Raw genomic sequence first — 26,252 nt, 5'->3', positions numbered from 1 at the left:
GAAAGTATTAATAAAGTAAACTTTTTTATAACTCGTTTGGTTGTAGTTTTTGTTGCCTTTATTTAAAGTAGTTTGTAAGGCTACAAAGATTATTACGTCTTATGGATATTCCAATCGATGAAAAAGTTTTTCGTAAGCTTTACAATAAAGAAAATGTATTGTTAACAGAAATAAAGGAGAATAGAAGATGACGGTAACTTTAGTGAGACACGATATCAAATATGCCGAGGCTATGCATGCGTTGTCTTCTATGCCGCAGGTTCGTGATGCCCTTGGCTTACCTGCCGGCAAGGTAGAAGACACGATTCATTTTATTAAGCGTGAACGTATAGATGAAGAAGAAGGTAAAACCGTTCCTCGTGTGGTTTTAAATGAGGAGGGGCAAGTCATAGGTGTTACATCTCTGATGTTTATAGACCATCATAAAAAGAGCTGTCATATCGGCTCTTGGCTTGGCTATCAATTTTGGGGGAAGGGCTATAATCTTGAAGCAAAAACGGCTATTTTAGATATTGCGTTTTTTGAGTTGGGATTATCACGTGTTTTTGCAGGAGCCCGAAAGGTTAATATCCGTTCACAAAAAGCCCAAGAAAAGCTCCCTTTTGTTCGAGTAGGGGTGGAACAAGATTATCCTGAGGAGCATTTGTGGTTAGAAGTGAAGGAAAAGCAACCATGTGTGTTGAATGTTTTTGAACGAGAAGATTATGTCCGTTATCGAACATCCCTAGAAAAGGTAGAAGGAAACCGAGAAGCCTTTTTACCTCAGCTTTTATTAGCGGATGAGAGTGAGGTGGCGGTTCGGAAATATTTAGATAAGGGTACATTATATAAAATTAATTGTGGGGAACTGCTGGTGGGAGTGGCATTAGTCATTCCTCAAACTGATACTACAATTGAATTGAAGAATATTGCTATTGAAGCCAAGTATCAAGGTAAGGGAATAGGCAAAGAGATTTTGCGACAACTTACTGAAAAATGCCGTAAGGAAGGCTATCAGGTAGTATTGGTTGGAACAGCGAACTCAAGTATTGATAATATTGCTTTTTATCAAAAAGCAGGCTTTCGCATGGAGGCTATTGAAAAGGATTTCTTTAGTCATTACCCAGAACCAATTTATGAAAATGGTATTCGTGCATTGGATATGATTTTCTTTACAAAGCAATTATAGGCAATTTCATAAAAAAATACCCGTTCAACAAATGTTGAGCGGGTATTTTTATTTACCGAGCAGTAGAGCCATTAATTTTTCCTTAGAATGAAGGAAATCGTCCAAGGTGTATTGATCTAATACTTTCAAATAGGCTTGCAAAGCTTCATACAGTACACCCTTTAATTGACATTCTGGAGCTATTTTACATAGGTTATTTTCTTTATCGAAACATTCTACAAGATGAAAATCCTCTTCTGTATGACGAACAATTTCACCGATGGTAATGGTTTTTGGATCGATAGCAAGGCGAATTCCACCGCCGCGTCCACGAATTGTTTCAATGTAACCTAATAATCCAAGCTGGTGTGTCACCTTCATTAAATGGTTTTTCGATATATTATAAGCATCTGAGATCTCTTGAATAGTTGATAATTGACCATCTTCCTTTGCGCCTAAATAAATAAGCGTGCGCAGAGAGTAGTCCGTGTATAAAGTTAAGCGCATCCGAACACCCTACTTTCTATAATTCATAATAATTATAGCATTTTTACATTGAAGTATAATATCTTCAACCTATTTTTAAAGATGTATTTAGAATACATCAAATATGTCTATTTTGTTAAAGATGTATTTTATATATTGCTTTAAGAGAATGAAAGCGTTATATTGTAATCACGAAAGGATGGTAAGCGATATGTTAAAACAAGAAACAATTCAAATTATTAAAGCAACAGTACCTGTATTAGAAGTTCATGGTGTTGAAATCACAAAGACGTTTTACAAAAATATGTTTCAAGCTCATCCAGAATTACTAAATATTTTTAATCACACGAACCAAGAACAAGGCCGCCAGCAAACAGCATTAGCTAATACTGTTTACGCTGCAGCAGTTCATATTGAAAACTTAGAAGCGATTTTACCAGCAGTAATGCTTATTGCACATAAACACCGTAGTTTAGGAATTTTACCTGAACATTACCCAATCGTGGGTGAAAACTTATTAAAAGCGATTAAAGAAGTACTTGGTGATGCAGCAACTGATGACATTATTGGTGCATGGGCCGAGGCTTATGGCGTTATCGCAGATATTTTCATTCAAGTAGAAGAAGAGTTATACCAAAAAACTGAGAACAATGGTGGTTGGCGTCTATTTAAACCATTAAAAGTGGCAAAAAAAGTTGTAGAAAGTGACTTAGTAACTTCTATTTATTTTGTTAATGAAGATGGATCACCACTACCAACTTATGAACCAGGTCAATACATCTCTATTCGAGTGAAAGTGCCAGGAGAAGAGTATTTAATGAACCGTCAATATACACTTTCACAAGCGAGTGCAGAAGATGGCTATCGTATTTCGGTGAAACGTGAAAGTGACCATACGCCAAATGGTAAAGTGTCAAATTATATTCATGATCACTTACAAGTTGGAGATTTGGTAGATGTAAGTGCTCCAGCCGGATTATTTGTGTTAGAAGAAACGGCTGCACCAATTACATTTGTAAGTGGCGGTATCGGTGTAACACCTTTAAACAGTATGCTGCAATCTTTAAATGATAATGCAGTGAATGAAGTGAACTTTATCCAATGTGCTCGTAATGAGAAGGTTGTAGCATTCAGTGATGACATTCAAGAGAAAGTAAACGTATTACCGAATGCATCCTATACAGCTTTATACTCTGATGAAGACAAGCTTATTACAAAAGAATTGCTGGCTGAAAAAGTAGCTGATAATGCAGATGTATATGTATGTGGCCCTGTAGGCTTTATGGAAGCGGTTATTAAAAATTTACAGGAAATTGGCGTGAAAGATGAAAAAATTCACTATGAATTCTTTGGACCAGCCATGCAATTAGCTAAATAAAAAGTAAACTCCCTGCTATGAGTAATAACTCGTAGCAGGGTTTTTTGTTGAAATAATAAGGAAGCAGATAGTTGAGGTTAAAGCAATAGGCAGAACATTGTGACTCGCAAGTGCAGCATTAAAAAAAAGATTGAAGCTTTATATTGACAATATACCTATAGGGGTATAATATAAATCTCGTAAGGAAGTTGAAGCTATCGTTTGAAAGGGGGCAAAACAGAATGGCGTATGGTTCAAACACTGCAAATCGTGTGAAACGTATGGAAGGTCAAATGCGGGGTATTTTACGCATGATGGAAGAAGATCAAAGTTGTAAAGATGTGATTACACAGCTATCTGCCGTGCGTTCTGCTGTTGACCGGACGATCGGTGTCATTGTAAGTGAAAATTTATTAGATTGTGTATCGACTGCTGAAGGTAATGCTGAAAAAATGAATGCTGCTATCCAAGAGGCGATGGATTTGGTCGTGAAAAGTCGATAACTTGATATACCCATAATTGTATAAAAAGGAGGACTGATCATATGGAAATATGGATTATTATCGCGCTTGTGGCAGCCTTTTTCGTTTGGCGAATGAAGCCAGCGAAAGGCGTTCAATCAATTTCTACAACCCAATTAAAAGATATGCTGAATGATAAGGATAAGCTATTTATCGATGTACGCACGCCTGCTGAGTATAAAGGTCGGCATATCTCGCAATTTAAAAATGTTCCGCTTGGATCAAGCTTTGAAAATCTTCCGAAGGATAAAGAGATCATAGTTATTTGTCAGAGTGGCATGCGAAGTAGTCAGGCTTGTAAGCAACTGAAAAAGCAAGGCTTTGAGCGTGTTTCTAATGTTCGTGGTGGAATGAGTGCATACTAGGAGGAGAAAAAAATGAAGGAAATTACAGCCAGAGAAGTTCAGCAAACGATGGAGCAAGGAGAGAAGCTGAATCTTATTGATGTGCGAGAGGTAGATGAAGTAGAGGCTGGTCACATCCCAGGCGTTATTCATATCCCGCTAGGTTTATTAGAGTTTCGACTACATGAATTGAATAGGGGGGAGTCGTATATTATGGTTTGTCGATCAGGTGGACGAAGTGCTCGGGCTACTCAACTATTAGAAAGTCATGGTTTTAATGTAACTAACATGACTGGTGGTATGTTAGCTTGGGAGGGCAAAGTACAGTTATAGTTTTATATCTATATTTTTTTTGAATAAAATAATACCCTTACAGGTATGTGGAGGTTATGGAAAGTATGAAGGCGGATTTTCAGCTAGATGCCAAGGGTCTTTCTTGCCCGATGCCGATTGTGAAAACCAAAAAAGCGATGGCTGATTTAGTAGATGGTCAAATTTTAGAAGTAGCTGCGACAGATAAAGGGTCAAAAGCTGATATTGCGGCATGGGCTGAAACTGTAGGTCATCAGTATATTGGTACTTTAGAAGATGATGGTGTACTGAAACACTATATTCGTAAATGTACAAACGACCAAATAGAAGAAATGACGTTTGATCAAACAATTGATTTAGAGCAAATCACAAGTCGTAATGGAATAATTCTAGATGTACGTGAGGAAGCGGAATTCGCTTTTGGGCATATTGCGGGAGCAAAATCGATACCAATGGGCGAACTGGAGACACGACTTTCTGAGCTTGATAAAGAGCAGGAGATATATGTTATTTGTCGTACTGGAAAACGCAGTGACATGGCTGCGCAAAAGCTGGCTTCACGTGGTTTTACGAAAGTATTTAACGTCTTACCAGGTATGACATCCTGGTCAGGTGATTTAACAAAAAACATTTAAATTGGAGGAATTTTATTATGTCGAACAAAGTAGCAATCATTGCAAGTAACGGTGGTTTATTTGATGCATACAAGGTATTTAATATCGCAACAGCTGCGGCAGCTTCTGAGAAAGAGGTAGCTATCTTCTTTACATTTGAAGGTTTGAACCTAATTCATAAGCAAGGTATGCATGCATTACCAATGCCAGCTGGAGCAGAACACTATGCTGAAGGGTTTACAAAAGCAAATGTGCCAGCTATTCCTCAATTAGTGGAAATGGCACAAGAATTAGGTGTGAAATTTATTGCTTGCCAAATGACGATGGATGTTATGAGTTTAACTACTGAAGATTTCATAGAGGGTATTGAAGTTGGAGGAGCCGTAACGTTCCTAGAATTCGCGAAAGACGCAGCACCGTCACTTACATTCTAGTGACCTACCTATAAAAGCGGAGAGGGCACCCCTCTCCGCTATAAAAAACATAAAAATAATACCGATGGGGGTAAAAGAGATGTCAATTCAAAAATGGAGCGCGTCACAAGTAGCTAAAAAGGTTATTCACAATGAAGAGTTGTTTATTTTAGATGTTCGTAATGCGGATGCATTCGAAGATTGGAAAATCGATGGACATCGTTTTGAGTACTTAAATATACCGTATTTTGAACTGTTAGATGGTATTGATAATATTTTACCGAATATCCCAACTGATAAAGATGTATTAGTCGTTTGTGCTAAAGAAGGATCGTCTTTAATGGTTGCTGAAATGTTAGCTGAGGCAGGTATTGAGGTTGCCTATTTAGCTGGAGGTATGAAATCCTGGAGTGAATATTTAGAGCCAATTAAAGTAGGTGATTTAACAGGCGGTGGTGAGCTTTATCAGTTTGTGCGCTTAGGAAAGGGTTGTCTGTCTTATATGGTCCTTTCTGAAGGTGAAGCAGCTATTATTGATGCTGTACGTTTTACAGATGTGTTTATTAACTTTGCAGAACATAAAAATGTCCAAATTAAACATGTTTTTGATACACACTTACATGCTGATCACATTTCAGGTGGGCGCCATATTGCAGAGATGACAGGCGCAACCTATTATTTGCCACCTAAGGACGCTGAGGAAGTTATGTTCCACTATACACCATTAGTTGATGGAACGACTGTTCAAATCGGTGCATCAAAAATAGATGTAGGAGCTATCTATTCTCCTGGTCATACGATAGGCTCTACTTCATTTGTTGTTGACAGCAAATATTTATTAACAGGAGATATTTTATTTATCGATTCAATCGGACGTCCTGATTTAGCTGGCCTTGCTGATGACTGGGTTGGAGATTTACGAGACACGCTTTACAAGCGTTATCGAGAATTGTCTGATGAACTTATTGTCTTACCAGCACATTTTATGATTATTGATGAGCTGAATGAAGATGGGACGGTTGCTAGACGACTAGGGGATTTATTTGTACAAAACCATGGATTAAATATTCAAGATGAAGAAGAATTTAGACGTGTAGTAACAGATGAATTACCTCCACAACCAAATGCTTATCAGGAAATTCGTCAGGTGAATATGGGGAAAATCACACCTGCGTTAGATGAGCAAACAGAAATGGAAATTGGACCAAATCGCTGTGCAGTACGATAAAACATGCTAAAGTGCAATGAGTATGCATGTATGCTGATTATATGTAAATTTCGTGAATTGAAGGCGCTCATCCTTCATGAAGATATAAAACAAGAAGAACCGGCAAAATCGCTTACAACTTTTGCCGAGTCGAAGGAGAATATGATGAAATCAAGTTTACAACTAGATGCAAAAGGCCTTTCTTGTCCAATGCCTATTGTGAAGACAAAAAAAGCAATGGATACCCTAAAGTCTGGGGAAGTTTTAGAAGTTCAGGTGACAGATAAAGGAGCTTTAGCGGATATTCCTGCTTGGGCAAAAGCAGGAGGTCATATCATTTTAGATCAATCTGAAGAGGCTGACGTTATTACATTTTTCATTCAGAAAGCATAGGGCTGATTGAGGGTTGTCTATTACAGTAGAACAACCCTTCTTTCCTTTTGTTGAATACAGCCAGAAAGAAGGAAAACTAAATGGATATTGCATGGATCTTAACCATTTTACTTATTGGTTTTCTCGGTTCATTTGTATCAGGGATGTTAGGTATTGGCGGTGCCATCATTAATTTCCCGATGCTACTATATATACCGCCATTACTAGGATTTGCGGCCTTTTCGGCACATGAGGTGTCAGGAATAAGTGCGATTCAGGTGCTTTTTGCTGCTCTTTCAGGTGTTTGGGTCTATCGTAAAGGTGGGTATTTAAATAAATCACTCATTATCTATATGGGGAGCGCCATATTAGCGGGAAGCTTTGTGGGTAGCTTCGGTTCAAAATTTTTATCTGAGTCTGGTATTAACATGGTCTATGGAATCCTTGCATTGATTGCAGCTGTGATGATGTTCATACCGAAAAAGCAAATTGATGATAAACCGATGCAGGCTGTTACATTTAATAAACCATTGTCGGCCCTATTAGCTTTCGTTGTTGGTATCGGTTCCGGGATAGTAGGGGCAGCTGGTGGATTTTTATTAGTACCAATCATGCTTGTGGTCTTAGGAATCCCTACTCGTATGACCATTGCGTCAAGCCTTGCTATTACGTTTATCTCCTCAATAGGAGGAACTATTGGTAAATTAATGACTGGGCAAGTGGAATATTATCCAGCGCTCATCTTGATTGTAGCTAGTCTAATAGCTGCTCCTCTAGGTGCGAGAATAGGGGGCAAGTTAAATACTAAATTCCTACAAATTATTTTAGCGGTTCTTATATTAGCAACAGCTATTAAAATTTGGATGGATATATTATAAGGGGGTATGGTAATGAAAATTGAAGTTTTCTCTGATTTTACATGTCCATTTTGTTATATTGGCAAGCGAGAACTGGAACGGGCGATTGGCATCGCAGGCTATACAGGATTAGTGGAAATAGAATATAAAGCATTTCAAATAGGCCCAGATATCCCGAAAGTGAATGCACCCTCTTTTTATGAGGCGCTGGCTAAAAAGTATGATGTCACGCTAGAAGAAGTGAAAGATATGGTCGAGGGTATAGCTACGAGAGCAACGGAAGTTGGTTTGCATTATGATTTTGCTAAGATGAAAACAGCGCATACAGAAAAGGCTCATCGTTTAGCTAAATGGACGCAGCAATTTGGTAAAGCGACAGCTTATACGGAAGCACTAATGGCTGGTTATTTTAAAGATGGTGAAGATTTGAATAAAGATGAGTTCTTATTAAAAGTTATTGCGCAATTAGATTTGGATAGAGAAGTTGCAGCGGGAATATTAGCTTCAACTGATTTTAGTGAAGAGCTAGACAAGGATCGCTATGAAGCACAGCAACTTGGCGTGCAAAGTGTTCCGTTCTTTGTATTTGAAAATCGTTATGGTATTAAAGGGGCTGAACCGAATGAAGTGTTTGTGCGAACTTTGCATCAAGCTGCAGAAATAGCTGGTATTCAGCCAACGATAATGATAAATGGTAATGAAGAATCGGTATGTGCTGATGGACAGTGTAAACTATAAAAGTCTTTAAAGGTGTCGAGTGCGTATGTGTACTTGACGCTTTTTTTTCGAACAAATGAATACTGCAAGAGGTATTAAGTCTTGTTTTCTGTGTTATAGAACAAAATTAAATGTATAATTTATCCTTTTTTATCATCTAAATGGTTCTATTTTATGGTAGTGTGAGAAAAATCACATCCAATAAATTGTTATGTTGCTAAAATATAAGTGTGAATACAAAGGGGGGTATTATAGATGAAACCTATAGTAGCAGGAGTAGCAGGAACAGTACTGTTAGCAGGCGCCATTTTTGTTGGGACGTTTGTCAGTGACAAAATTACAGTTGATTCGAATGTGAGTGAGAAAGAAGCGACAGTGCAAACACAAATACCAACAACAGCAGCTGCTCAGTCAGTGGTCTATGCTCCACCAAGTATTGAAGAAGTACCAGATGGTCCAATGAAAGAAGCAATATTAACGGGCTATGAACTTGTTAATAACACACATGTTGCGGCAGATGAATATGTGGGCAACCAATTATCTTGCACAAGCTGTCATGCCGGTGCTGGCTATGACGAGCAAGCCTCATCATTAGTAGGTGTAATGGCAAATTATCCACAGTATATTGGACGCTCAGGTGGTGTAGTTACAATAGAAGAACGGATTAATGGCTGTATGGTTCGGAGTATGAATGGTAAAAAATTCGAAATGAATAGTGATGAACTAGAGGCTATGGTGGCGTATTTCGCTTATATTTCTGAAGGTGTTCCGATTGGAGCAAAACGTGAATGGGCGGGCACAAGTGATATGAAGAATGTGCCGATTCCAAATGTTGCAGATGGTGAGGAGCTTTATGCACAGTCCTGTATAGCCTGTCATGCAGCTGATGGCGCAGGAACTGGTGCTAATACTGGCCCAGCTTTATGGGGAGATAATTCATTTAATGATGGCGCAGGCATGGCACGTATGTCAAAAATGGCTGGCTATATTCAAAATAATATGCCGATAGGTGCAGCGGGGACCTTAACAGATCAAGAAGCTGCAGATTTAGCTGCCTTTATTTTATCGCAAGATCGTCCAGAGTGGGCAAACCATGAAAAAGACTGGCCAAAAGGCGGACGTCCAAATGACATCATGACTAAGGAAAAACGTGAACAAGTTAAAAATGGTACGATTGACTGGGAAAAAGTTTTGTCTACAAACTAACGTAGAAAAGGGATGCTGATAATTGGCATCCCTTTTAATTTATTTAAAATTATAAGCAGTTACTATTTTGTCTCTGTTTGTTGTGATATCTGTAAAATATTCATATAAGCAAATCCCTAGGAATGACCCACTTACATTAAAGACGTTAGAAAAACCGCTATTTTGAAGGGCCATAACAGCATTATAGCTACGTTGACCAGATCGGCAATGCACATACACTGCTTGATCCTTCGGAATTTCATCCATTCTTACCCGAAGTTCACTTAGAGGAATATTGTGTGCATTGATGAGATGACCTGATTCAAATTCATTTTTTTCACGAACGTCTAAGAAAAAGGCTTGATTTTCAATGAGTTCCCTCACTTCATCAACTTTTACCTGCTTAAAGTGTCCGTGTAATAGATTTTGAGCTACAAGAGCTGCCAAATTAACGATATCACGGGCAGTGCTAAACATTGGGGAATAGGATAACTCTAGCTCCTTTAAATCTTCTAAAGTACCACCCATGGTGATGAGGGTAGCTATTACGTCAATCCTCTTATCTGCATTACCTTTGCCTATTGCTTGAGCCCCTAGTATTTTACCTGTGGGTGTTTCATAAACAAGCTTAAAGTGAAGTGGATGACTATTAGGCATTAGTCCTACTTTGTCGGGAGCTATCAAATAAACACTTTTTGCTTGAAAGCCATTTGCTAGGGCTGTTTTTTCGTTCAAACCTGTTGTCGCGCATACGAGATCGAAAATTTGTACGCTTGAAGATCCAATGACTCCTTTGTTGTGATGAGGGATGTTATACATATGATTAGCTGCTGCACGTGCTTGTCGTTGAGCGGGACCGGCTAAAGCAAGGCGCGTCTGTTTATGGGTAAGCTGATGGAATACTTCTATCGCATCTCCCACAGCATATATGGAAGGATCAGACGTCACGTAATTTGCATCAACTTGGATACCTCCGAGTTCACCAATTGTTAGCCCGGCCTCTTTGGCTAAGCGGATTTCAGGTCGAACGCCAATTGCTAATACGACTGCTTGTGCTTTCAATTGTTTGCCTGAGTTCAACGTCACATTATTTGGTGTAACCTTTGCAAGACCGTCATTGACAATAACTTGAATCCCTTTATCAGTCATTTCCTTGTGTAGGATTTGAGCCATATCATAATCAAAAGGGGTCATAATTTGTTGACCGAATTCAACTAGAGATACATTATAGCCTGCTAGCTTCAAATTTTCCGCTACCTCTACACCAATGAAGCCTCCGCCGACTACGGCAATATCCTGTACATTATCTGCTTGTAGATACCGATTTAAACGGTCGATATCAGTCACGTTTCTAATAGTAAAGACGTGCTTAGATTGAATGCCCTCTAAGTCAGGGACGATAGGACTTGCTCCTGGGGATAAAATTAATGTATCGTAACTTTCCTCATAATCTCTATTCGTTTTTAAATCCTTAATGGTGATGGTTTTTTGCTCTCTGTTAATACGTACAACTTCCTGCTGAACACGAGCCTCTATATTGTATTTTGTTTGGAAGCCTTGAGGCGTCATTAAAATTAATTTGTCGCTATTTTCAACAATCCCGCTTAAATGGAAGGGGAGAGAACAATTAGAGAATGAAACATTCGGCCCCTTTTCAAATATAATAATTTCTGCCTTTTCATCTAGACGACGAAGACGAGCAGCTGTGGATGCACCACCTGCAACGCCGCCAACTACTAAAAATTTTTTACTCAAATGTAAACACTCCTTTTCTTAGTAAATACATGATGGGGTATTTGAAAGCTTATAAATAAAGATTTCGTTTCTATAAGTAAGTAGATTATGTAGTTTAAATACTACAAATAAATAATATACCCTAGAGGGTATATTATCAAGGTGCAAAATTAATAAATTTTCTGTGGTGTTCCTTCTTCAAGAAAGTTGGTGCACAAATTTGCTATACTAACGGTAGTAGGAAATGGAAATGGCACAGGGGGTGAAACTGTTGATCTTTTTGAAATTTTTAACCCAAATCCTCATAGTATCGGGTTTGATTTATATTGTGAGTGGACGATTAATTGGCTCGAATATCAATTTTGTACGAAGAGTGCTGTCAGTTGTTATTAGTGTGACATTAACCTCTTTTGTGTATTGGTATTCTTATCTGCGCCATACAGATTTTTTATCAGAAACGATGATGCAAACAGTAACCGAGGTAAGCACACTGATTTGGATCGGTAGTATGCTACTAATTTCGATGTTGCTTTATTTGGTATTTGAGCTTTTTGACCCGAGTGGTATTACAAATGGAGATCGCCGTCACGGCCAAAAATCTTTAATACTACGATTGCGTAGCTATTGGCGACAGCAGAAACGCCTGCGTCAGGTATTAAAAATTGCTGTTACAAACGGTGTCGTACAAACGATTAAATATGCGAGGCAACGAGAAAATGAAAAAGAGCTTGCAATTGCTTTGCGCGCAACGTTAGAACAATGTGGTGGGATTTTCATCAAATTTGGCCAGGTGCTTTCCACACGAAAAGAGCTTTTTTCACCTATTTTTATTGATGAATTAGAAAGACTTCAACACCGAGTAAGGCCTTTATCAGAGGAGCAGGTGAAACAAATTTTAGAGAGGTCTCTTCCGCAATCAATGGACGAAATATTTAGCCAATTTCAAATGGAACCCATTGCAGCAGCCTCTATTGGCCAGGTGCATAAAGCAAGGCTTAAAAATTATGAAGAGGTGGTAGTCAAGCTATTGCGTCCAGAAGTAAAGGGAATTATGCGCGATGACCTTGAAATTTTAGAGGAATTTGCTAATTGGCTATCCACAAAATCAACCTGGGCAGAATCATTGGGCTTTCGAGAGTTGGCTGGGGGATTTGCAGATGGGTTACGTGAGGAGATTCATTTAGATATTGAGGTACGTAATACGCTACAGGTGAAGAATGCTTTGGCGAAAAGTGATTACAAGGTTCGCATTCCTAAAATTTTTACGCCTTACAGTAATGAAAATGTTATTGTGATGGAGTATATTCGTGGACAAAGTGTGGCAGATGGGGCATCTGAATTTAATCGCTTGTCTATTGATCGTAGGCAGTTTGCAAGAACCGTACTCTATTCATTTTTTGAGCAGATGCTATTCTCTGGTATTTTTCATGCAGACCCGCATCCAGGAAATATCCACATAGATGAAACAGATGGCACACCAGTCTTGCTTGACTTTGGCGCAGTAGGACGTTTAGGTGCAACACAGCAAGAAGGCTTAAAGTTATTTCTGATGGGCATTCAACTAAATGATTCAAGTGTTTTATATGATGGTTTAACATTATTGGTGGAAAATGCTGATCATGCAGAACGTGCGAAAATGGAGCAGGCAATCGACCAAATATTACTGAAAATTTCCTATGTTGACCGTATACCAACTGAAGAATTAATTCACGCGCTATTTACAGTGGTAAGAGATTTTGGACTTGCATTTTATCCAGCAGTAGGATTAGCTCTCCGTTCCTTAGTGACGTTAGATGGCACATTACGGGTAATAGATCCACGTTTTGATATCTTTACTGAGGCAAAGGATTTTTCTGCTACATATATGCGTGCCTCTTTCCTTAAGCCTTTTAAAGAACCGATGGCAACTAAGGAGCGGCTGCAAGAAGAATTATCTATGCTAATACCGACTTTACGTAAAATGCCTAGAAGAGTCGATCAGCTCATTCAGCGAGTTGAGAGCGGAAAAATCATTTTACATCATGATGTCTTTTCGGATGAACATAATTCACGTTTTATTACACATTTGTTTTCTCAATTTGTTTTGCTGCTGGTGGGTATAACTTTTGGTATTATATCTGTCGCTCTTTTAGCTATTTCACAATTTATCCACGATTCTTATGCGGTCTATTTGAACACAGCGGCATATTTAGGTTTATTTTTATGTGCTATTTTGTTAGTGAGATTATCTATACAAGCCTTAAGGTCGATGAAGCAATAGGTAGGGAATTTTTTCCCTACCTTTTTTCTTTGGCACCTAGAAATATTACAAAAACATTACAAAAGATCTGTTAGGTCTAATGTCGAATTAGCTAATAGTTTCTTTGTGTAGAAGAAAAATGTGTTTTGTAGAATAATGTAGTTTAAGTGCGAATGTTACAGAATTATTTCGAGTTTTACTAATGTATTAAATAGACATGAAATAGTATAAAAGTTATGTAGAAAATGCTAAACTTTAAAAGGCTAAAATAAATATAAGAACATTTGATTAAAATAGAAATCGTTCAAGTGATTACATAGAATATCGAGAGCGAAATTGATAGATGAAGGGAAATGAAGGTAACGTGGCTAAGCGTAACAAATGGCGTAAGTCGATGGTGCTAGCATTAGCACTAGCTGGCGGCTTATTATTTAATACAATTCAACCAACAGAAGTACATGCCGAAGAAACTTCTCAACAAATGATTGAGAAAAAGGCTGAAATAGATGCACAAATTAAAAAATTACAAGAAGAACTAACGAAACTACAACAAGAGATCGACGCAAAAGTAAAGGTATTTAAACAAGTACAAGCAGATATTAAAGAAGTGGATGCTAGTATTGTTGAAACACAAAAACGTATCGAGCAACGTTCAAAAATTTTAAGTGAGCGTATGGCTGCATACCAAGCACAGGACAACACTGTAGGTGTTTATTTAAATGTAGTGCTTGAGGCAAAAAGCTTTGCAGATTTAATGGATCGTGTCGTAGCGGTAAAAACATTAATGGATGCTGACCAAGAATTAGTAGATCAACAGGAAGCAGATAAAGCAAGCTTAGAGCAACAAAAAGCTACATTAGATGAAAAACAAAAGGAACTTCAAAAACAATTCCAAGAGCTTCAGCAAAAAGAAAGCGAAATGGAAGTGAAGAAAGCTGAGAACGAAGCGAAATCACTTGCATTAAAAGCTGAAATTGCAACGAAACAAGAAGAAGAACGTTTAGAAGCTGAGCGTAAAGCAGCTGAAGAAGAGGCAGCTCGTTTACGTGCACTTCAAGCAGCTACACCAGTTATACAAGCAACTCAAAATAATGGTGGAGGCGAACCACAAAAAATTATTGTTGGGTCAGGAGCTGGCACTGTTTCTTCAGGAGATGCCATTTCTACAGCTAAACAATTCCTAGGACGCCCTTATGTTTGGGGTGGTAGCAACCCATCGACAGGCTTTGACTGTTCAGGTCTTGTACAATGGTCATATAAGCAAGCGGGTGTTTCTTTACCTCGTACAGCATCACAACAATATTTAGCAACACAACGCATTTCAGCAGGTGAAGCACGCGTTGGGGACTTAGTGTTCTTCAGCTATGGTTCAGGGGTAGCACACGTAGGTATTTATTTAGGTAATAACACAATGATCGACGCTCAAAACAATGGTGTCGTAATTGAATCACTTGATTGGTGGAATCAATACTTAGTAGGCTTTGGACGTATTCAATAGGCCTCACTATTATATAGACGGTTGAGATAAGAAAAAGGTCATCTTTGTAGAGAAAAATATACAAAGATGGCCTTTTTTGTTTTTAGAATGCTATTCTTTCAAAGAAACAAGACGACAACTTCTATTCTTGAAAAGAGATTTTCCTGCATACTAGATGGATATTAAATTTTAAAATTTACTTTGATGACACCTGTCTCTTTCAACGCTATAAAGAAAATAATAACGAATGGGCCGACAAGTAAACCGATAATACCAAATAACTGTAGACCTATGAACATGGAAATTAATGTTGGTAAAGTGGATAAACCGATATGGTCTCCCATTAATTTAGGCTCGACTACTCGACGAATAATAAGTAAAATAGCAGCTAAGATGAATAATTTTACAGCTATAGAGGTGTTTCCCATCAATAGGTGATAAAGTCCCCATGGCGCTAGAATAATGATAGAACCTAGGAATGGTACAATATCTATTAACCAGATAATAATCGTCATTGTTACTGCGTATTTCGGTTGGATTAATAGCAGTCCAATGAGTGTGACGCCTCCAATAATAAAGCTTACAAATAAGTGAGCCTTCATATAGCCAAGTGTTGCATCTTTTAAGCGATTTAAAATAATTTTTATCTTCTTTGCTGTATTGGGCTTTAAATATTTATAAGTGATTTGCTTTAACTTAGGCAAATCAAGCATAAATAGGAATAGCGCAATCATATAAACGAGAAGACTGATGAATAGGCTGGGTATCTCTGAAAAGAAGGCAGAAACTTTGCTATAATTAAAGAAGCTTAAAAAGGATTCTTCAACTTTCTTTATGAAATCCATTGTGGTTTTTTGAAGCGAAGCACTTACTTCAGGTGGAAAGTCTTCTGTATATTTAGAAATATTTTCTTGCATATGAAGCCACATATCTGATAGCTTGGAAATATAATAGGGAGCTTGCTTAGACAGTAAAATTATTTGTGTCATTATTTGGGTAATGGACAGATAACAAATAATAGATATAACTATTACACTCACTATGTAAATAAAAGCAACTGCTATTTTCCGTGACATTTTCCATTTCCGTTTAACGAACATGACAAGTGGTTCTAAGAAAAATGCACTAATCCCAGCAAGGATTAAAGGCATGGACACTGGGATAACAAAATACGCAGCTAGAAGTAGGGATATAATCACAATCAACCGAAAAATCAATTTCCTAGCATTAAATTTATTCATAAACTCACCTTCTTTGCGAAAAAAATTAAGTTAAGTGTACCATAAATCAAATTTTATTACGTTCTGAATCAATAAAGGTAGGGATGAATTATGGAAAAAGAGATTTTGCAACTTTTTAGTAATTTAACAGAGCATGATCGCGATATTCAATATGAATCTTACGAGGAATTAATGAAAATTATGCAGGAACCTGTAGATTGGACATATGCAGTTTGGGAACAGCTAGTAAAAGCACTTACATACAATAATGGTTATTCTCGTGCACGTGCTGCACAAATTTTATGCGCTTTAGCTGCAAAAAGTGATCCAGAAGAAAGGGTCTTGGAGGATTTTTTAAAGATTTGGGCTGTGACTTACGATGAGCAATCTGCTACAGCAAGGCATGCATTACAAGCAATTTGGAAAATTGGACAAGCGGGTCCAGTACAAAGAGATTTGGTTGTATCGTATCTAGCTAAAAGATTTCAAACATGTATAGATGAAAAACAGCCATCTCTTATTCGTCAGGATATTATTATGTCATTTAAAAAGCTATATGATCAAACAAATGACTCGAAATTATTAGATATTGCCCATCGTTTAATTAATGAAGAACAAGATGCTAAATATAAAAAGAAGTATAAGTCAGCCATCCGTTCAAAGTAGCGAGGTGGTGTTTTTTTGTGCAAATTCTTTGATGAGCGGTAGAATAGTCAACTATAATGAATGAAAAAAGGGGATTATGGCATGAGCATTTATAATTATCTAGTTCGGAAGCCTAATGGCGAAATTTTATCGATGGAAACATATCGTGGAAAAACAATGTTAATTGTTAACACGGCAAACCAATGCCGATTTACATATCAATTTGAAGACTTACAGAAAATGTATGATAAATATGGAAAAGAGAATTTTGTAGTTCTTGGATTCCCTTGTGATCAATTTGGCCATCAAAATCCTGAAGATGGGGAGGAAACTAAGCATCTCTGCAAGGTAAACTATGGGGTCACATTCCCGATTTTTGAGCTTGTACAGGTAAATGGAGAGGCTACCCATCCACTCTTTAATTATTTAAAGCATGAAGTGGATTACCGAGAGTTTGGGAAGGCAAGTATGCAGGAGAAAATGTTGGCAGAAGCAATTGTTCAACTTGCCCCAAGCTTTTTAGATGGTCGTAATATTCGCTGGAACTTTACAAAATTTCTAGTAGATGCTAATGGTAAGACCGTCTCACGCTTTGAACCAACAGATTCACAGCTCGATATTGAAAAAGCAATTGAAACACTATTATAGTAAATTTCTTAATAATGTAAAAATTTGTTAGGGTTTTCTCTTCAAGTAGAAATATTGCTATATTTTAAAACTGAGTACAGCTATTTTTTCTGAAGCATATATGATAAACTGCTTTACAAATGAAATATTCTTGCAGAATAAAGGTGCTAATTAGCATAATCGGGAATCCGGTGAAAAACCGGAGCTGTTTCCGCAACTGTAAGTGCAGCCATTATAAAGATTTACCACTGTCTCAAAGAAGATGGGAAGGTCCTTTATAACACATTCGTTTCATGTGACGAACTGTACAAGCCAGGAGACCGACCTTTATTTGAACGTATAAAAACTTCTCGGAAGCTAGGAGGATATACGGCAAATACATAGGCTTTGTCCAGTTTGATGGCTCATTATGTTATTTTTGTCGTTCCTTTGCAAAAAGGAGCGACTTTTTTATGCCTTTCAAATAAGAATTTTTCATTATAGAAAATAGGGGGGAAGCAAGTGAAAAAAGATGCCCGTTATTCTTGTTATCCATTTATGCGTGAGAAAGCTTCAACGGTCGATTTTGAAATTCGAACAGATAGCCTTACAACACATCTAGGAGTTGCATTAGCTGCGGTAAAAAAAGAGGATGTTCAAGTCGTTGCTGAGGATTTATTGCTTATGTTACCTATGGCGTATCATGTGAATGGCTCAGTTCGTGGGAAATTAGCAGTAACTGAAGAGGATTTATCTTGGTTAAGTGAGCGTTATGATTTTTACGTTCGCCATGTGAAGGAAGAGATTCAAAGTTTTGTTTTACCTCAAGGAACAGAGGCCGCTGCAGCCTTACATCTTTGTCGCAGTGAAGCAAAAAAATCATATCGTACTTTACACAAAGTATCAGAAGAACGAGAGGTTCCTGCTATTCTTTTCGATTACCTTGGTTTATTAGCTAATGTATGTTTTGTCATGGCTGTTTTTATGAATCAGCAAGCTGGAATAGCTGAAATACCGTTTATTAGTAAATCCTACCCAATGAAAAAGAAAAAGGAGAATAACAATGAAGAAAGTATTTAATTTCCAATGGCTATCAGTGCTCTTACTTGCACTGGTATTAGCAGGCTGTGGCACTGCTGAAGATACAAAAAATAAAGATGCTTCGCAAGATACACAACACGCAGAGAAAACAAGCTATAAAGTGACAGATGACCGTGGAGTGGAAATAGAGTTTAAAGAAGTACCAAAAACAGTTGTATCTTTACAACCAAGTAATACTGAAATTTTGTTTGCTTTAGGTGTTGGCGATAAAATTGTAGGAGCAACTGAGTACGATACTTATCCAGAGGAAGCACAAAAAATTGAACGTGTCTCTGATACTACGAACTTTAACAGTGAAAGAATTATAGCGTTAAAGCCAGATGTTGTCATTGCTTATACAATCGGTGATAAGGATGCCCTAAAGCCGCTTGAGGACGCAGGAATTAAAGTGTTTGTTATTCAATCTGCGACAACTTTCGATGATGTTTATGGAGATATCGAACAAATTGCTGCTGTGATGGATGTTGCTGATATAGGAAATAAATTAAATGAAGAGATCAAGGCGAAAATTGCTGAAGTACAAACGAAGGTGAAGGACGTAAAAACGCCGAAAAATGTTTATTTAGAGGTTAGCCCTAAGCCAGACATATATACAGCAGGCTCTAGCACTTTCCAGCAAGAAATATTAGATGCAGCTAATGTTAATAATGTTTTTTCTGACTTGAATAGCTGGGCAAAAGTGAATGAGGAAGATGTTATTGCGAAAAATCCAGATGTTATTTTAACAACAGTAAACGATACAGAAGATCCAATAGGAGAAATTCTTGAACGAGATGGTTGGAATACTGTGACAGCTATTCAAAACAAAGCGGTATTGTCCATCGATACAGATATCTCTAATCGACCTGGTCCGCGTATTGGTGAAGCTGTAGAATTAGTAGCGAAAGCTGTGTACCCCGAATTATTTAAATAAGAAATGTTTCCATGCTAGCTGTGAGCCATTCAGCTAGCATTTTTTATGTGGTTTAAATTATTACCTAGCGTGAAAATTGGAATTAATGTAGTTTGTTCTTTAAAATAAAAGTAAGTATGCTTAATAATCTTAGGAGGTGTAGTGATTGGAGCAATTAGAGACAAAGGTAATTCCATTTGAGGCAGTCTATAATTTCCGAGACATGGGTGGATATAAGACAAAAGATGGGCGTAGGGTAAAAAAAGGTTTATTTTACCGCTCAGCTGCTCTTGGAAAAATGACACTGGCAGATAAAGAGCTATTTGAAACATTAGGGATTAAAACCATTTTTGATTATCGCGATAACAATGAGGCGTATCATAATCCTAACCCAGTGTTCTCGTATGCTCAATATATACAAATCCCAGCGAAGGGTAATCATGCTTTTGAAATGCCTACCAATGCTGGTGGTAGAGATTTCTATAAAGTGGTAAGCCCTGAGATGTTTCGGGATTTTTATGCACAAATGCCTTTTAACAATCTTTCATTTAAAGAGTTAATGCAAACGATTCAAAATCCTAATAATCTAGGTCTTGTCCATCATTGCGCAGTTGGTAAGGACCGAACGGGTATTGGAGGAGCACTTATTTTACTAGCTTTAGATGTACCTGAGGAGACTATCATGGAGGACTATTTAGATACTAATATACATTTACGTCCGATGGTAGAAAGAATGGCTCAGGCTATTCAGCATCAGTATAATGAGCAAGAACTACTGCAATTTTATGCATTAATGTCCGCCCGTGAAGACTATTTACAAGCAGCATTGGATGCGATGGATCGTCGCTATGGTTCTAAGACTGGGTTTTTAGAGCAGGAATTTGGCCTAACAATTGAAAAACGAGAGCAATTACAATCCTATTGCTTGATTTAAAAATGGACCCTTTCACACGATGTGAGAGGGATTTTTTATGTGGAAGCGCTGTCTTCCTATAAATCTCTTTACAGTCTGAATATTTGTGATAAGATACAATAGATTTTTAAGAAAAAATAGGAGAAGTGAAAGTATTGGCAGACACAATTAAAGAGACAAATAAGTTAAGTCTATTCCATTTAACATGGCCGATCTTCTTAGAGGTTTTTCTATTTATGTTGATGGGACTAGCCGATACTTTTATGCTCAGTGCTTTATCGGATAATGCTGTATCAGGAGTAGGTGCAGCCAATCAATATATCCATATTGCCATCTTGATTCTGGAGGTAGTGGGCAATGGTGCATCTATTGTTGTTTCTCAGTATTTAGGCTCCAGACGCTTTTTTGAAGCAGCCAAGATCTCGGCGTTAGCGGTCACGATGAATTTGGTCGTGGGGCTTTTAATGAGTATTTTATTTTTCTTCTTTGCGAGACATTTAATGACAATGATGAACTTGCAGGGAGAAGTACTCCACTATGCACAAAGTTACTTAGCCATCATTGGGAGTTTTATTTTCTTACAGGCTATTATTAATGCACTCGCTGCAATTATTCGTGTACATGGTTGGACAAAACAAACTATGTACGTTTCACTTGGCATGAACGTCTTACATGTTGTGCTAAACTACGGTCTTATTTTTGGGAATTTAGGTTTACCAGAGCTTGGTGTGAAAGGAGCGGCTATTTCCTCTGTCATTAGTCGCGGATTAGCTGTCCTAGTATTTTTCTGGTTACTGTTTCAGGTAATGGAAGTGCGCGTAAAGTTACAATATTATTTTGAGTATTCAAAGGAATATGTGAGGAAAATACTAAACATTGGTTTACCATCTGCGTTTGAACAGGTACTTTATCAATTTTGCCAAATCATCTTTTTATATTATGCGACATACTTAGGAGCAGAAACACTAGCAGCACGACAATATGCTATGAATATTTCGATGTTTACATATTTATTTGCAATTGCCATTGGTACAGGAACAGCCATTATTATTGGTCGTCATGTAGGTGCAGGAGAAAAAGATGAGGCGTATCATCAGCTATGGAAAAGTGTTCGTGCAGCATTTGTTTTTACGATTATTATGCTCGCAGTCGTTACGCTATTCCGTAAGCCACTTATGCAGGTATTTACTGATAATCCAGAAGTCATTAAGATTGGGGCATCCGTGTTAGCATTAAGTATTTTGCTAGAGACTGGTCGCACAATGAATATCGTGGTCATTAACTCTTTACGCGCTTCTGGGGATGCTAGATTCCCTGTGAAAATTGGTTTTCTATCAATGGTTTGCATGAGCCTGCCGCTTGGCTATTTATTTGTCTTTGTATTGGATTGGGGCTTGGTCGGAATTTGGCTAGCCATTTCAGCAGATGAATGGGTGCGGGCGATTATCGTATACTTTAGATGGAAAAGTCGTAAATGGGAGCGTTATGCTCTTGTATCACCGAACGACAAAAAGGAGGCATAGAAATGGGCGCATTATCGAAACGTGCGATCGGGGCGGCATTAATGGATCAACATATCACCCTTTTTGCTTGTCCAATCTGTCAGCAATCAATGCATGTCTATGAGCAGGGGAGATTGGTTTGTACTTCTAACCATTCCTTTGATATTGCGAAACAAGGCTATGTCAATATGCTGACACATAACGCCGCTTCTAAATATAGTAAGGGCCTTTTTGAATCCCGCAAGTCTGTTATTGATAGTGGGATTTATGATGCTGTAGAAGCCCGAATCGGTGAGCTTATTAGCTCTGCAAAAACGGTGCTCGATACTGGTTGTGGAGAGGGCTCACATTTAGCTCGCATTATGAATGATAGAGATCATGGTATTGGCGTTGGAATTGACATAGCGAAGGAGGGCATTTTGGCTGCAGCACGTCATTATCCTCAACAAATTTGGTGTGTAGGGGATTTAGCTAAAAGTCCATTTGCTCAAGCGAGTTTCGATGCCATTTTAAATATACTATCACCAGCAAATTATGAGGAGTTTAAACGACTTCTTACACCGAATGGCTGTCTTGTGAAGGTTGTACCGCAAAGTGGTTATTTGAGGGAACTGCGTGCTCAATTATATGCAGATTCAAACAAGGAAACTTACTCTAATGAACAAATTGTAGCTCGTTTTCAAGATAGTTTTCGTGAGGTAAACGTAGAACGTGTAACTTATACTTTACCGCTTTCGGAAGAGCTAGTACCCGCGCTATTAGAAATGACACCAATGGGTTGGCATAAAGCAGAACAAACAGCCGTTGAACTAAATGAAATCACGATTGATGTGGATCTATTAGTAGGGAAGGTTTAAGTTGGTCACCAGCAATTGCAGTATACTGGTCTTTTCGATTACAATGGGAATAACTATTGAATAAGGTAGGAATGTAACAGTGTATAAACTAGCAGCAAATGTTGTCAAAGTAATATTAAAATTAATGGGTTCAAAGGCTCGTGTATACGGAGAAGAAAACTTGCCGAAAGAGGGTGGGTTTATTATAGCTTGTACACATACCGGCTATGTTGATATTTTAAACCTTGGTGTAGCCATGTACCCTCGTGAAATTCACTTTATGGCGAAGAAGCAATTATTTGAAATGAAAGGGCTTGGCTGGCTTGTTAAGCATTTAAATGCTTTTCCGGTAGACCGTGATAATCCTGGACCAAGCGTGATTAAAATTCCTTCGCAGTTATTGAAGGAAGGTAAAATTGTTGGGATTTTCCCCTCTGGGACTCGTAGTGCAGAAGGAACAGATTTAAAACAAGGGGCTATTACCATCGCACAGTTGGCAAAGGCGCAAATTGTTCCAGCTGCTTATGTTGGTGCACGTAATGTGGGTGATGTAATGAAGCGAGGTAAGGGCTATTTAATTTATGGTGAGCCATTTTATGTAACAGGCAAGGGTAAAGAAGGCCGTGAGCAGTTTACTCAACACCTTGAGCATGAATTAGTTGCTTTAACAGAAGAACTACAGAAACGTATTCCCGTAAAATAAAAGCAAAGGGCACTCAGAATCAAATTGATTTTGAGTGCTTTGTTGTAGGAGGAAAATAAAATGATTCGAGTACTTTTCGTATGTTTAGGTAATATCTGTCGCTCACCCATGGCTGAGGCGGTCATGCGCGACATGGTGAAGAAAGAGCATTTAGAAGATAAGATTGAAGTGGATTCCGCTGCTACTAGCTCATGGCATATTGGCGAACCTCCACATAGGGGTACACAGGATAAGCTTAGGGAATATGGTATTTCTACAATAGATATGCAAGGTCGACAATTACAAAAGTCTGATTTTGAAAAGTTTGCTTATATTATTGGAATGGATGAAAGCAATATTCGTAATATCCGCACAATACTAGGCAATCCAAACTCGCCAAAGATTTTTCGGTTTTTAGATTTAACAGCACATCGCAAGGATGTCCCGGATCCTTATTATACAGGTGATTTTCAGGAAACCTATGAATTGGTGCAAGAAGGTTGTCAGGCATTGCTAGCAAAAATTAAACAAGAGCTGTTGTAAGATGGCGCTAAAATCGTAAATTTTAACAGCCGTTTTTTTAGAAAAATACTACCTTAAACATTGGTATATCTAGCTTTGTAAGCATCATTGTGTTATTATTTGCAGAGTAAAGATACGATAAGTATTTAATTACCATTTACAGATATACAACTGTGTATCTATTATTTTTATAAATTTATCTTTTGAAAGAGAGTGGAAACAATGGGTCGTAAGTGGAACAATATTAAAGAAAAGAAAGCGTCTAAAGATCAAAGCACAAGCCGTATTAATGCAAAATTTGGGCGAGAAATTTATGTGGCAGCTAAATCAGGCGAACCAGATCCAGAGTCAAACCGTGCACTTAAAGTAGTGCTTGAACGCGCAAAAACATACAGTGTTCCAAAACATATTATAGAAAAAGCCATTGATAAAGCAAAAGGTGGCGGTGATGAAAGCTTTGATGAATTACGTTATGAAGGCTTTGGACCAGCCGGCACAATGATTATCGTGGATGCTTTAACAAACAATGTAAATCGTACAGCATCTGATGTACGTGCAGCATTTGGTAAAAATAACGGCAATATGGGTGTCAGTGGATCTGTAGCTTATATGTTCGATTCAACAGCGGTTATTGGCTTAGAGGGTAAAACGGCTGATGAAGTACTAGAGATTTTAATGGAAGCTGATATAGATGCTCGTGATATTCTAGAAGAGGATGAAGCGGTAATTATTTATGCAGAGCCAGACCAATTCTTTGCGACACAAGAAGCATTAAAGGCTGCGGGTGTAGAAGAATTTACAGTAGCAGAGCTTTCTATGTTGCCTCAAACAGAAGTGACTTTAACTGGCGACGATGTAGCGAAGTTTGAAAAACTAATTGATGCATTAGAAGATTTAGAAGATGTACAAAATGTTTTCCACAACGCAGATTTAGGCGAATAAACCATTAACAAAATGAGTAAACCAGTAGCATTTAAGCTACTGGTTTTTAATTAGGGAGGAAAAGATGCAGACTGCTTTAGCCATTATTTTATTTTTAGTCACATTATTTTTTGTCATCGTGCAACCACGAAAACTATCAATTGGCTGGTCAGCCTGTATAGGAGCAGCTATTGCGCTAGTAATAGGTGTAGTAACCTGGCATGATGTGTTAGAGGTAACGGGGATTGTTTGGAATGCAACGCTATCATTTATTGGTATTATTTTAATTTCACTCATTTTAGATGAAATTGGCTTTTTCGAATGGGCGGCTCTACATATGGCACGACTTGCAAAGGGAAGTGGAATTCGCTTATTTGTTTATATTAGTTGCCTTGGAGCTGTTGTATCGGCTTTGTTTGCGAACGATGGGGGTGCTTTAATTCTAACGCCAATCGTTTTAGCGATGGTGAGAAAACTGAACTTGAGTGAAAAAATGATCTTTCCATTTATTATTGCAAGTGGATTTATAGCAGATACAACCTCGTTACCGTTCGTTATTAGCAATTTAACGAATATCGTATCAGCTGACTTTTTCGATATAGGCTTTATAGATTATGCAGTTCATATGCTTGTACCGAATTTCTTTTCGTTAGTGGCAAGTATAGTAGTGCTTTACATTGTTTTTCGCCGTTCCATACCACAACATTATTCTCTTGAGGCAGTTGAGCAACCAAGTCAGGCAATCCGAGATCCCAAATTATTTTCGATCGCTTGGTATGTAATTGGGATTCTATTAGTGGGCTTTGTAGCTGGTGAGGTTTTACACATCCCTGTATCTTTTATTTTATGTGGGGTCGCTGCAATATTCTTATGGCTAGCACAGCGTAGCTCTGTGGTAGATACAATAAGAGTTGTAAAAGGAGCGCCGTGGAATATTGTGTTTTTCTCAATTGGCATGTATGTGGTTGTCTATGGGTTAAAAAATGTAGGGATGACAGGAATGTTAGCAAATTTATTAGAACTAGCTATACAGCAGGGCTTCGTAGTAGCAACGATGACGATGGGATTTGTTGCTGCCATTTTGTCTGCTGTCATGAACAATTTACCTACTGTTATGATAGATGCTTTGGCGATTTCAGAAACAAGCGCATCGGGCATGATGAAAGAGGGACTGATATATGCAAATATAATTGGTACGAATTTAGGCCCAAAAATGACACCGATTGGCTCACTGGCAACATTGCTATGGCTTCATATATTAGCCCAGAAAGGCATTAAAATTAGCTGGGGACAATATTTTAAAATTGGTGTTATTCTTACCATTCCGACACTGTTCGCCACTTTAATTGCATTAATTATTTGGATATGCTTAATATCATAGATTTATTGTCGAAATAGTTAAAAAAATAGTACAATAGGAACTATTAAGA

28 protein-coding genes and 1 riboswitch are annotated in these 26,252 nt (G+C 37.9%); of the genes, 25 read left to right on the top strand and 3 right to left on the bottom strand.

From position 1 onward, the window contains the following. Positions 1–187 precede the first annotated feature (187 nt). Positions 188–1,168, top strand: a complete 981-nt coding sequence (locus tag L6W14_RS21055) for a GNAT family N-acetyltransferase (protein ID WP_237898819.1) — start codon at positions 188–190, stop codon at positions 1,166–1,168. Positions 1,169–1,216: 48 nt separating this feature from the next. Here the strand turns inward: L6W14_RS21055 and L6W14_RS21050 are convergent, their stop codons facing one another. Beyond that, positions 1,217–1,654, bottom strand: coding sequence for an Rrf2 family transcriptional regulator (locus L6W14_RS21050; protein WP_048394127.1), 438 nt, complete (start codon positions 1,652–1,654; stop codon positions 1,217–1,219). Positions 1,655–1,844: 190 nt separating this feature from the next. Between L6W14_RS21050 and hmpA the strand changes: the two genes are divergently transcribed. The 11 genes from hmpA to L6W14_RS20995 all read left to right on the top strand — a co-directional run bounded on the left by hmpA (position 1,845) and on the right by L6W14_RS20995 (position 9,553). Further along, positions 1,845–3,011, top strand: a complete 1,167-nt coding sequence (gene hmpA / locus L6W14_RS21045; RefSeq protein ID WP_131520922.1) for an NO-inducible flavohemoprotein — start codon at positions 1,845–1,847, stop codon at positions 3,009–3,011. 221 nt (positions 3,012–3,232) lie between these two features. Next, on the top strand, positions 3,233–3,493 hold the full coding sequence (locus L6W14_RS21040; protein WP_004231849.1) for a metal-sensitive transcriptional regulator: 261 nt from the start codon (positions 3,233–3,235) through the stop codon (positions 3,491–3,493). A 41-nt stretch (positions 3,494–3,534) separates the two neighbouring features. Beyond that, positions 3,535–3,876 carry a rhodanese-like domain-containing protein gene (locus L6W14_RS21035; RefSeq protein ID WP_131520921.1) on the top strand — a complete coding sequence of 114 codons (342 nt, stop codon included), beginning with the start codon at positions 3,535–3,537 and terminating at the stop codon, positions 3,874–3,876. 12 nt (positions 3,877–3,888) lie between these two features. Beyond that, entirely contained in the window at positions 3,889–4,188 is a 300-nt protein-coding gene (locus L6W14_RS21030) for a rhodanese-like domain-containing protein (RefSeq protein WP_131520920.1), read from the top strand. A 65-nt stretch (positions 4,189–4,253) separates the two neighbouring features. Continuing rightward, entirely contained in the window at positions 4,254–4,802 is a 549-nt protein-coding gene (locus L6W14_RS21025; protein ID WP_237901019.1) for a sulfurtransferase TusA family protein, read from the top strand. A gap of 17 nt (positions 4,803–4,819) precedes the next feature. Continuing rightward, positions 4,820–5,215, top strand: coding sequence for a DsrE/DsrF/DrsH-like family protein (locus L6W14_RS21020; protein WP_016992899.1), 396 nt, complete (start codon positions 4,820–4,822; stop codon positions 5,213–5,215). 79 nt (positions 5,216–5,294) lie between these two features. After that, a complete protein-coding gene (locus L6W14_RS21015; protein WP_237898818.1) occupies positions 5,295–6,422 on the top strand; it encodes an MBL fold metallo-hydrolase in 1,128 nt (375 codons plus the stop codon). A 144-nt stretch (positions 6,423–6,566) separates the two neighbouring features. Continuing rightward, positions 6,567–6,794: a sulfurtransferase TusA family protein gene (locus L6W14_RS21010; RefSeq protein ID WP_131521045.1), complete on the top strand. Its 228-nt coding sequence runs from the start codon at positions 6,567–6,569 to the stop codon at positions 6,792–6,794. Positions 6,795–6,874: 80 nt separating this feature from the next. Further along, entirely contained in the window at positions 6,875–7,651 is a 777-nt protein-coding gene (locus L6W14_RS21005; protein ID WP_103118920.1) for a sulfite exporter TauE/SafE family protein, read from the top strand. A gap of 12 nt (positions 7,652–7,663) precedes the next feature. Next, entirely contained in the window at positions 7,664–8,368 is a 705-nt protein-coding gene (locus L6W14_RS21000) for a DsbA family oxidoreductase (RefSeq protein WP_237898817.1), read from the top strand. 234 nt (positions 8,369–8,602) lie between these two features. Beyond that, complete coding sequence (locus L6W14_RS20995; protein ID WP_004231872.1) at positions 8,603–9,553, top strand: c-type cytochrome; 951 nt, start codon at positions 8,603–8,605, stop codon at positions 9,551–9,553. Between the two features lie 39 nt (positions 9,554–9,592). On the opposite strand, the gene L6W14_RS20990 is transcribed toward L6W14_RS20995, so the two are convergent. After that, positions 9,593–11,287 (bottom strand): FAD-dependent oxidoreductase, encoded by a 1,695-nt coding sequence (locus tag L6W14_RS20990; RefSeq protein ID WP_237898816.1) that lies wholly within the window; start codon positions 11,285–11,287, stop codon positions 9,593–9,595. A 250-nt stretch (positions 11,288–11,537) separates the two neighbouring features. On the opposite strand from L6W14_RS20990, the gene L6W14_RS20985 reads away from it, so the two are divergent. After that, positions 11,538–13,526 (top strand): ABC1 kinase family protein, encoded by a 1,989-nt coding sequence (locus L6W14_RS20985; protein WP_131520914.1) that lies wholly within the window; start codon positions 11,538–11,540, stop codon positions 13,524–13,526. Positions 13,527–13,848: 322 nt separating this feature from the next. Further along, positions 13,849–15,003, top strand: a complete 1,155-nt coding sequence (locus tag L6W14_RS20980; RefSeq protein WP_004231877.1) for a C40 family peptidase — start codon at positions 13,849–13,851, stop codon at positions 15,001–15,003. A 161-nt stretch (positions 15,004–15,164) separates the two neighbouring features. Here L6W14_RS20980 and ytvI read toward each other — a convergent pair whose 3' ends face one another. Continuing rightward, positions 15,165–16,223 (bottom strand): sporulation integral membrane protein YtvI, encoded by a 1,059-nt coding sequence (ytvI, locus tag L6W14_RS20975; protein WP_131520913.1) that lies wholly within the window; start codon positions 16,221–16,223, stop codon positions 15,165–15,167. 90 nt (positions 16,224–16,313) lie between these two features. Here ytvI and L6W14_RS20970 point away from each other — a divergent pair, with 90 nt between their 5' ends. The 11 genes from L6W14_RS20970 to L6W14_RS20920 all read left to right on the top strand — a co-directional run bounded on the left by L6W14_RS20970 (position 16,314) and on the right by L6W14_RS20920 (position 26,203). Next, a complete protein-coding gene (locus L6W14_RS20970; protein WP_131520912.1) occupies positions 16,314–16,868 on the top strand; it encodes a hypothetical protein in 555 nt (184 codons plus the stop codon). An 81-nt stretch (positions 16,869–16,949) separates the two neighbouring features. After that, positions 16,950–17,495, top strand: a complete 546-nt coding sequence (locus L6W14_RS20965) for a glutathione peroxidase (protein ID WP_131520911.1) — start codon at positions 16,950–16,952, stop codon at positions 17,493–17,495. 124 nt (positions 17,496–17,619) lie between these two features. After that, positions 17,620–17,818: riboswitch (cobalamin riboswitch) on the top strand. Positions 17,819–17,975: 157 nt separating this feature from the next. Then, positions 17,976–18,533 carry a hypothetical protein gene (locus L6W14_RS20960; RefSeq protein WP_131520910.1) on the top strand — a complete coding sequence of 186 codons (558 nt, stop codon included), beginning with the start codon at positions 17,976–17,978 and terminating at the stop codon, positions 18,531–18,533. Beyond that, positions 18,517–19,467, top strand: coding sequence for an ABC transporter substrate-binding protein (locus L6W14_RS20955; RefSeq protein WP_237898814.1), 951 nt, complete (start codon positions 18,517–18,519; stop codon positions 19,465–19,467). The genes L6W14_RS20960 and L6W14_RS20955 overlap by 17 nt, the downstream gene beginning before the upstream one ends. Positions 19,468–19,612: 145 nt before the next feature. Beyond that, on the top strand, positions 19,613–20,380 hold the full coding sequence (locus L6W14_RS20950; protein WP_237898813.1) for a tyrosine-protein phosphatase: 768 nt from the start codon (positions 19,613–19,615) through the stop codon (positions 20,378–20,380). A 134-nt stretch (positions 20,381–20,514) separates the two neighbouring features. Beyond that, a complete protein-coding gene (locus tag L6W14_RS20945; RefSeq protein ID WP_237898812.1) occupies positions 20,515–21,882 on the top strand; it encodes an MATE family efflux transporter in 1,368 nt (455 codons plus the stop codon). Positions 21,883–21,884: 2 nt separating this feature from the next. Further along, a complete protein-coding gene (locus L6W14_RS20940) occupies positions 21,885–22,718 on the top strand; it encodes a putative RNA methyltransferase (protein WP_237898811.1) in 834 nt (277 codons plus the stop codon). A gap of 79 nt (positions 22,719–22,797) precedes the next feature. Continuing rightward, positions 22,798–23,400, top strand: a complete 603-nt coding sequence (locus L6W14_RS20935; RefSeq protein WP_048394163.1) for a lysophospholipid acyltransferase family protein — start codon at positions 22,798–22,800, stop codon at positions 23,398–23,400. A gap of 60 nt (positions 23,401–23,460) precedes the next feature. After that, positions 23,461–23,922 carry a low molecular weight protein-tyrosine-phosphatase gene (locus tag L6W14_RS20930; protein ID WP_131520905.1) on the top strand — a complete coding sequence of 154 codons (462 nt, stop codon included), beginning with the start codon at positions 23,461–23,463 and terminating at the stop codon, positions 23,920–23,922. Between the two features lie 201 nt (positions 23,923–24,123). Further along, positions 24,124–24,843, top strand: a complete 720-nt coding sequence (locus L6W14_RS20925) for a YebC/PmpR family DNA-binding transcriptional regulator (protein WP_237898810.1) — start codon at positions 24,124–24,126, stop codon at positions 24,841–24,843. A gap of 64 nt (positions 24,844–24,907) precedes the next feature. Further along, complete coding sequence (locus L6W14_RS20920; protein ID WP_131520903.1) at positions 24,908–26,203, top strand: arsenic transporter; 1,296 nt, start codon at positions 24,908–24,910, stop codon at positions 26,201–26,203. The last annotated feature ends 49 nt before the right edge of the window (positions 26,204–26,252 follow it).

Source organism: Lysinibacillus sp. ACHW1.5, from assembly GCF_022014815.1.
Classification (GTDB): domain Bacteria; phylum Bacillota; class Bacilli; order Bacillales_A; family Planococcaceae; genus Lysinibacillus; species Lysinibacillus capsici.
The sequence above is the reverse complement of the archived record's forward strand: the minus strand, read 5'-3'. Positions and strand labels throughout refer to the sequence as shown.

Bases quoted from the DNA above. Each gene is read 5' to 3' on its own strand.
- L6W14_RS21055 (WP_237898819.1), top strand. From the start codon at position 188: ATGACGGTAACTTTAGTGAGACACGATATCAAATATGCCGAGGCTATG.
- L6W14_RS21050 (WP_048394127.1), bottom strand. From the start codon at position 1,654: ATGCGCTTAACTTTATACACGGACTACTCTCTGCGCACGCTTATTTAT.
- hmpA (WP_131520922.1), top strand. From the start codon at position 1,845: ATGTTAAAACAAGAAACAATTCAAATTATTAAAGCAACAGTACCTGTA.
- L6W14_RS21040 (WP_004231849.1), top strand. From the start codon at position 3,233: ATGGCGTATGGTTCAAACACTGCAAATCGTGTGAAACGTATGGAAGGT.
- L6W14_RS21035 (WP_131520921.1), top strand. From the start codon at position 3,535: ATGGAAATATGGATTATTATCGCGCTTGTGGCAGCCTTTTTCGTTTGG.
- L6W14_RS21030 (WP_131520920.1), top strand. From the start codon at position 3,889: ATGAAGGAAATTACAGCCAGAGAAGTTCAGCAAACGATGGAGCAAGGA.
- L6W14_RS21025 (WP_237901019.1), top strand. From the start codon at position 4,254: ATGAAGGCGGATTTTCAGCTAGATGCCAAGGGTCTTTCTTGCCCGATG.
- L6W14_RS21020 (WP_016992899.1), top strand. From the start codon at position 4,820: ATGTCGAACAAAGTAGCAATCATTGCAAGTAACGGTGGTTTATTTGAT.
- L6W14_RS21015 (WP_237898818.1), top strand. From the start codon at position 5,295: ATGTCAATTCAAAAATGGAGCGCGTCACAAGTAGCTAAAAAGGTTATT.
- L6W14_RS21010 (WP_131521045.1), top strand. From the start codon at position 6,567: ATGAAATCAAGTTTACAACTAGATGCAAAAGGCCTTTCTTGTCCAATG.
- L6W14_RS21005 (WP_103118920.1), top strand. From the start codon at position 6,875: ATGGATATTGCATGGATCTTAACCATTTTACTTATTGGTTTTCTCGGT.
- L6W14_RS21000 (WP_237898817.1), top strand. From the start codon at position 7,664: ATGAAAATTGAAGTTTTCTCTGATTTTACATGTCCATTTTGTTATATT.
- L6W14_RS20995 (WP_004231872.1), top strand. From the start codon at position 8,603: ATGAAACCTATAGTAGCAGGAGTAGCAGGAACAGTACTGTTAGCAGGC.
- L6W14_RS20980 (WP_004231877.1), top strand. From the start codon at position 13,849: ATGAAGGGAAATGAAGGTAACGTGGCTAAGCGTAACAAATGGCGTAAG.
- ytvI (WP_131520913.1), bottom strand. From the start codon at position 16,223: ATGAATAAATTTAATGCTAGGAAATTGATTTTTCGGTTGATTGTGATT.
- L6W14_RS20970 (WP_131520912.1), top strand. From the start codon at position 16,314: ATGGAAAAAGAGATTTTGCAACTTTTTAGTAATTTAACAGAGCATGAT.
- L6W14_RS20965 (WP_131520911.1), top strand. From the start codon at position 16,950: ATGAGCATTTATAATTATCTAGTTCGGAAGCCTAATGGCGAAATTTTA.
- L6W14_RS20955 (WP_237898814.1), top strand. From the start codon at position 18,517: ATGAAGAAAGTATTTAATTTCCAATGGCTATCAGTGCTCTTACTTGCA.
- L6W14_RS20940 (WP_237898811.1), top strand. From the start codon at position 21,885: ATGGGCGCATTATCGAAACGTGCGATCGGGGCGGCATTAATGGATCAA.
- L6W14_RS20930 (WP_131520905.1), top strand. From the start codon at position 23,461: ATGATTCGAGTACTTTTCGTATGTTTAGGTAATATCTGTCGCTCACCC.
- L6W14_RS20925 (WP_237898810.1), top strand. From the start codon at position 24,124: ATGGGTCGTAAGTGGAACAATATTAAAGAAAAGAAAGCGTCTAAAGAT.
- L6W14_RS20920 (WP_131520903.1), top strand. From the start codon at position 24,908: ATGCAGACTGCTTTAGCCATTATTTTATTTTTAGTCACATTATTTTTT.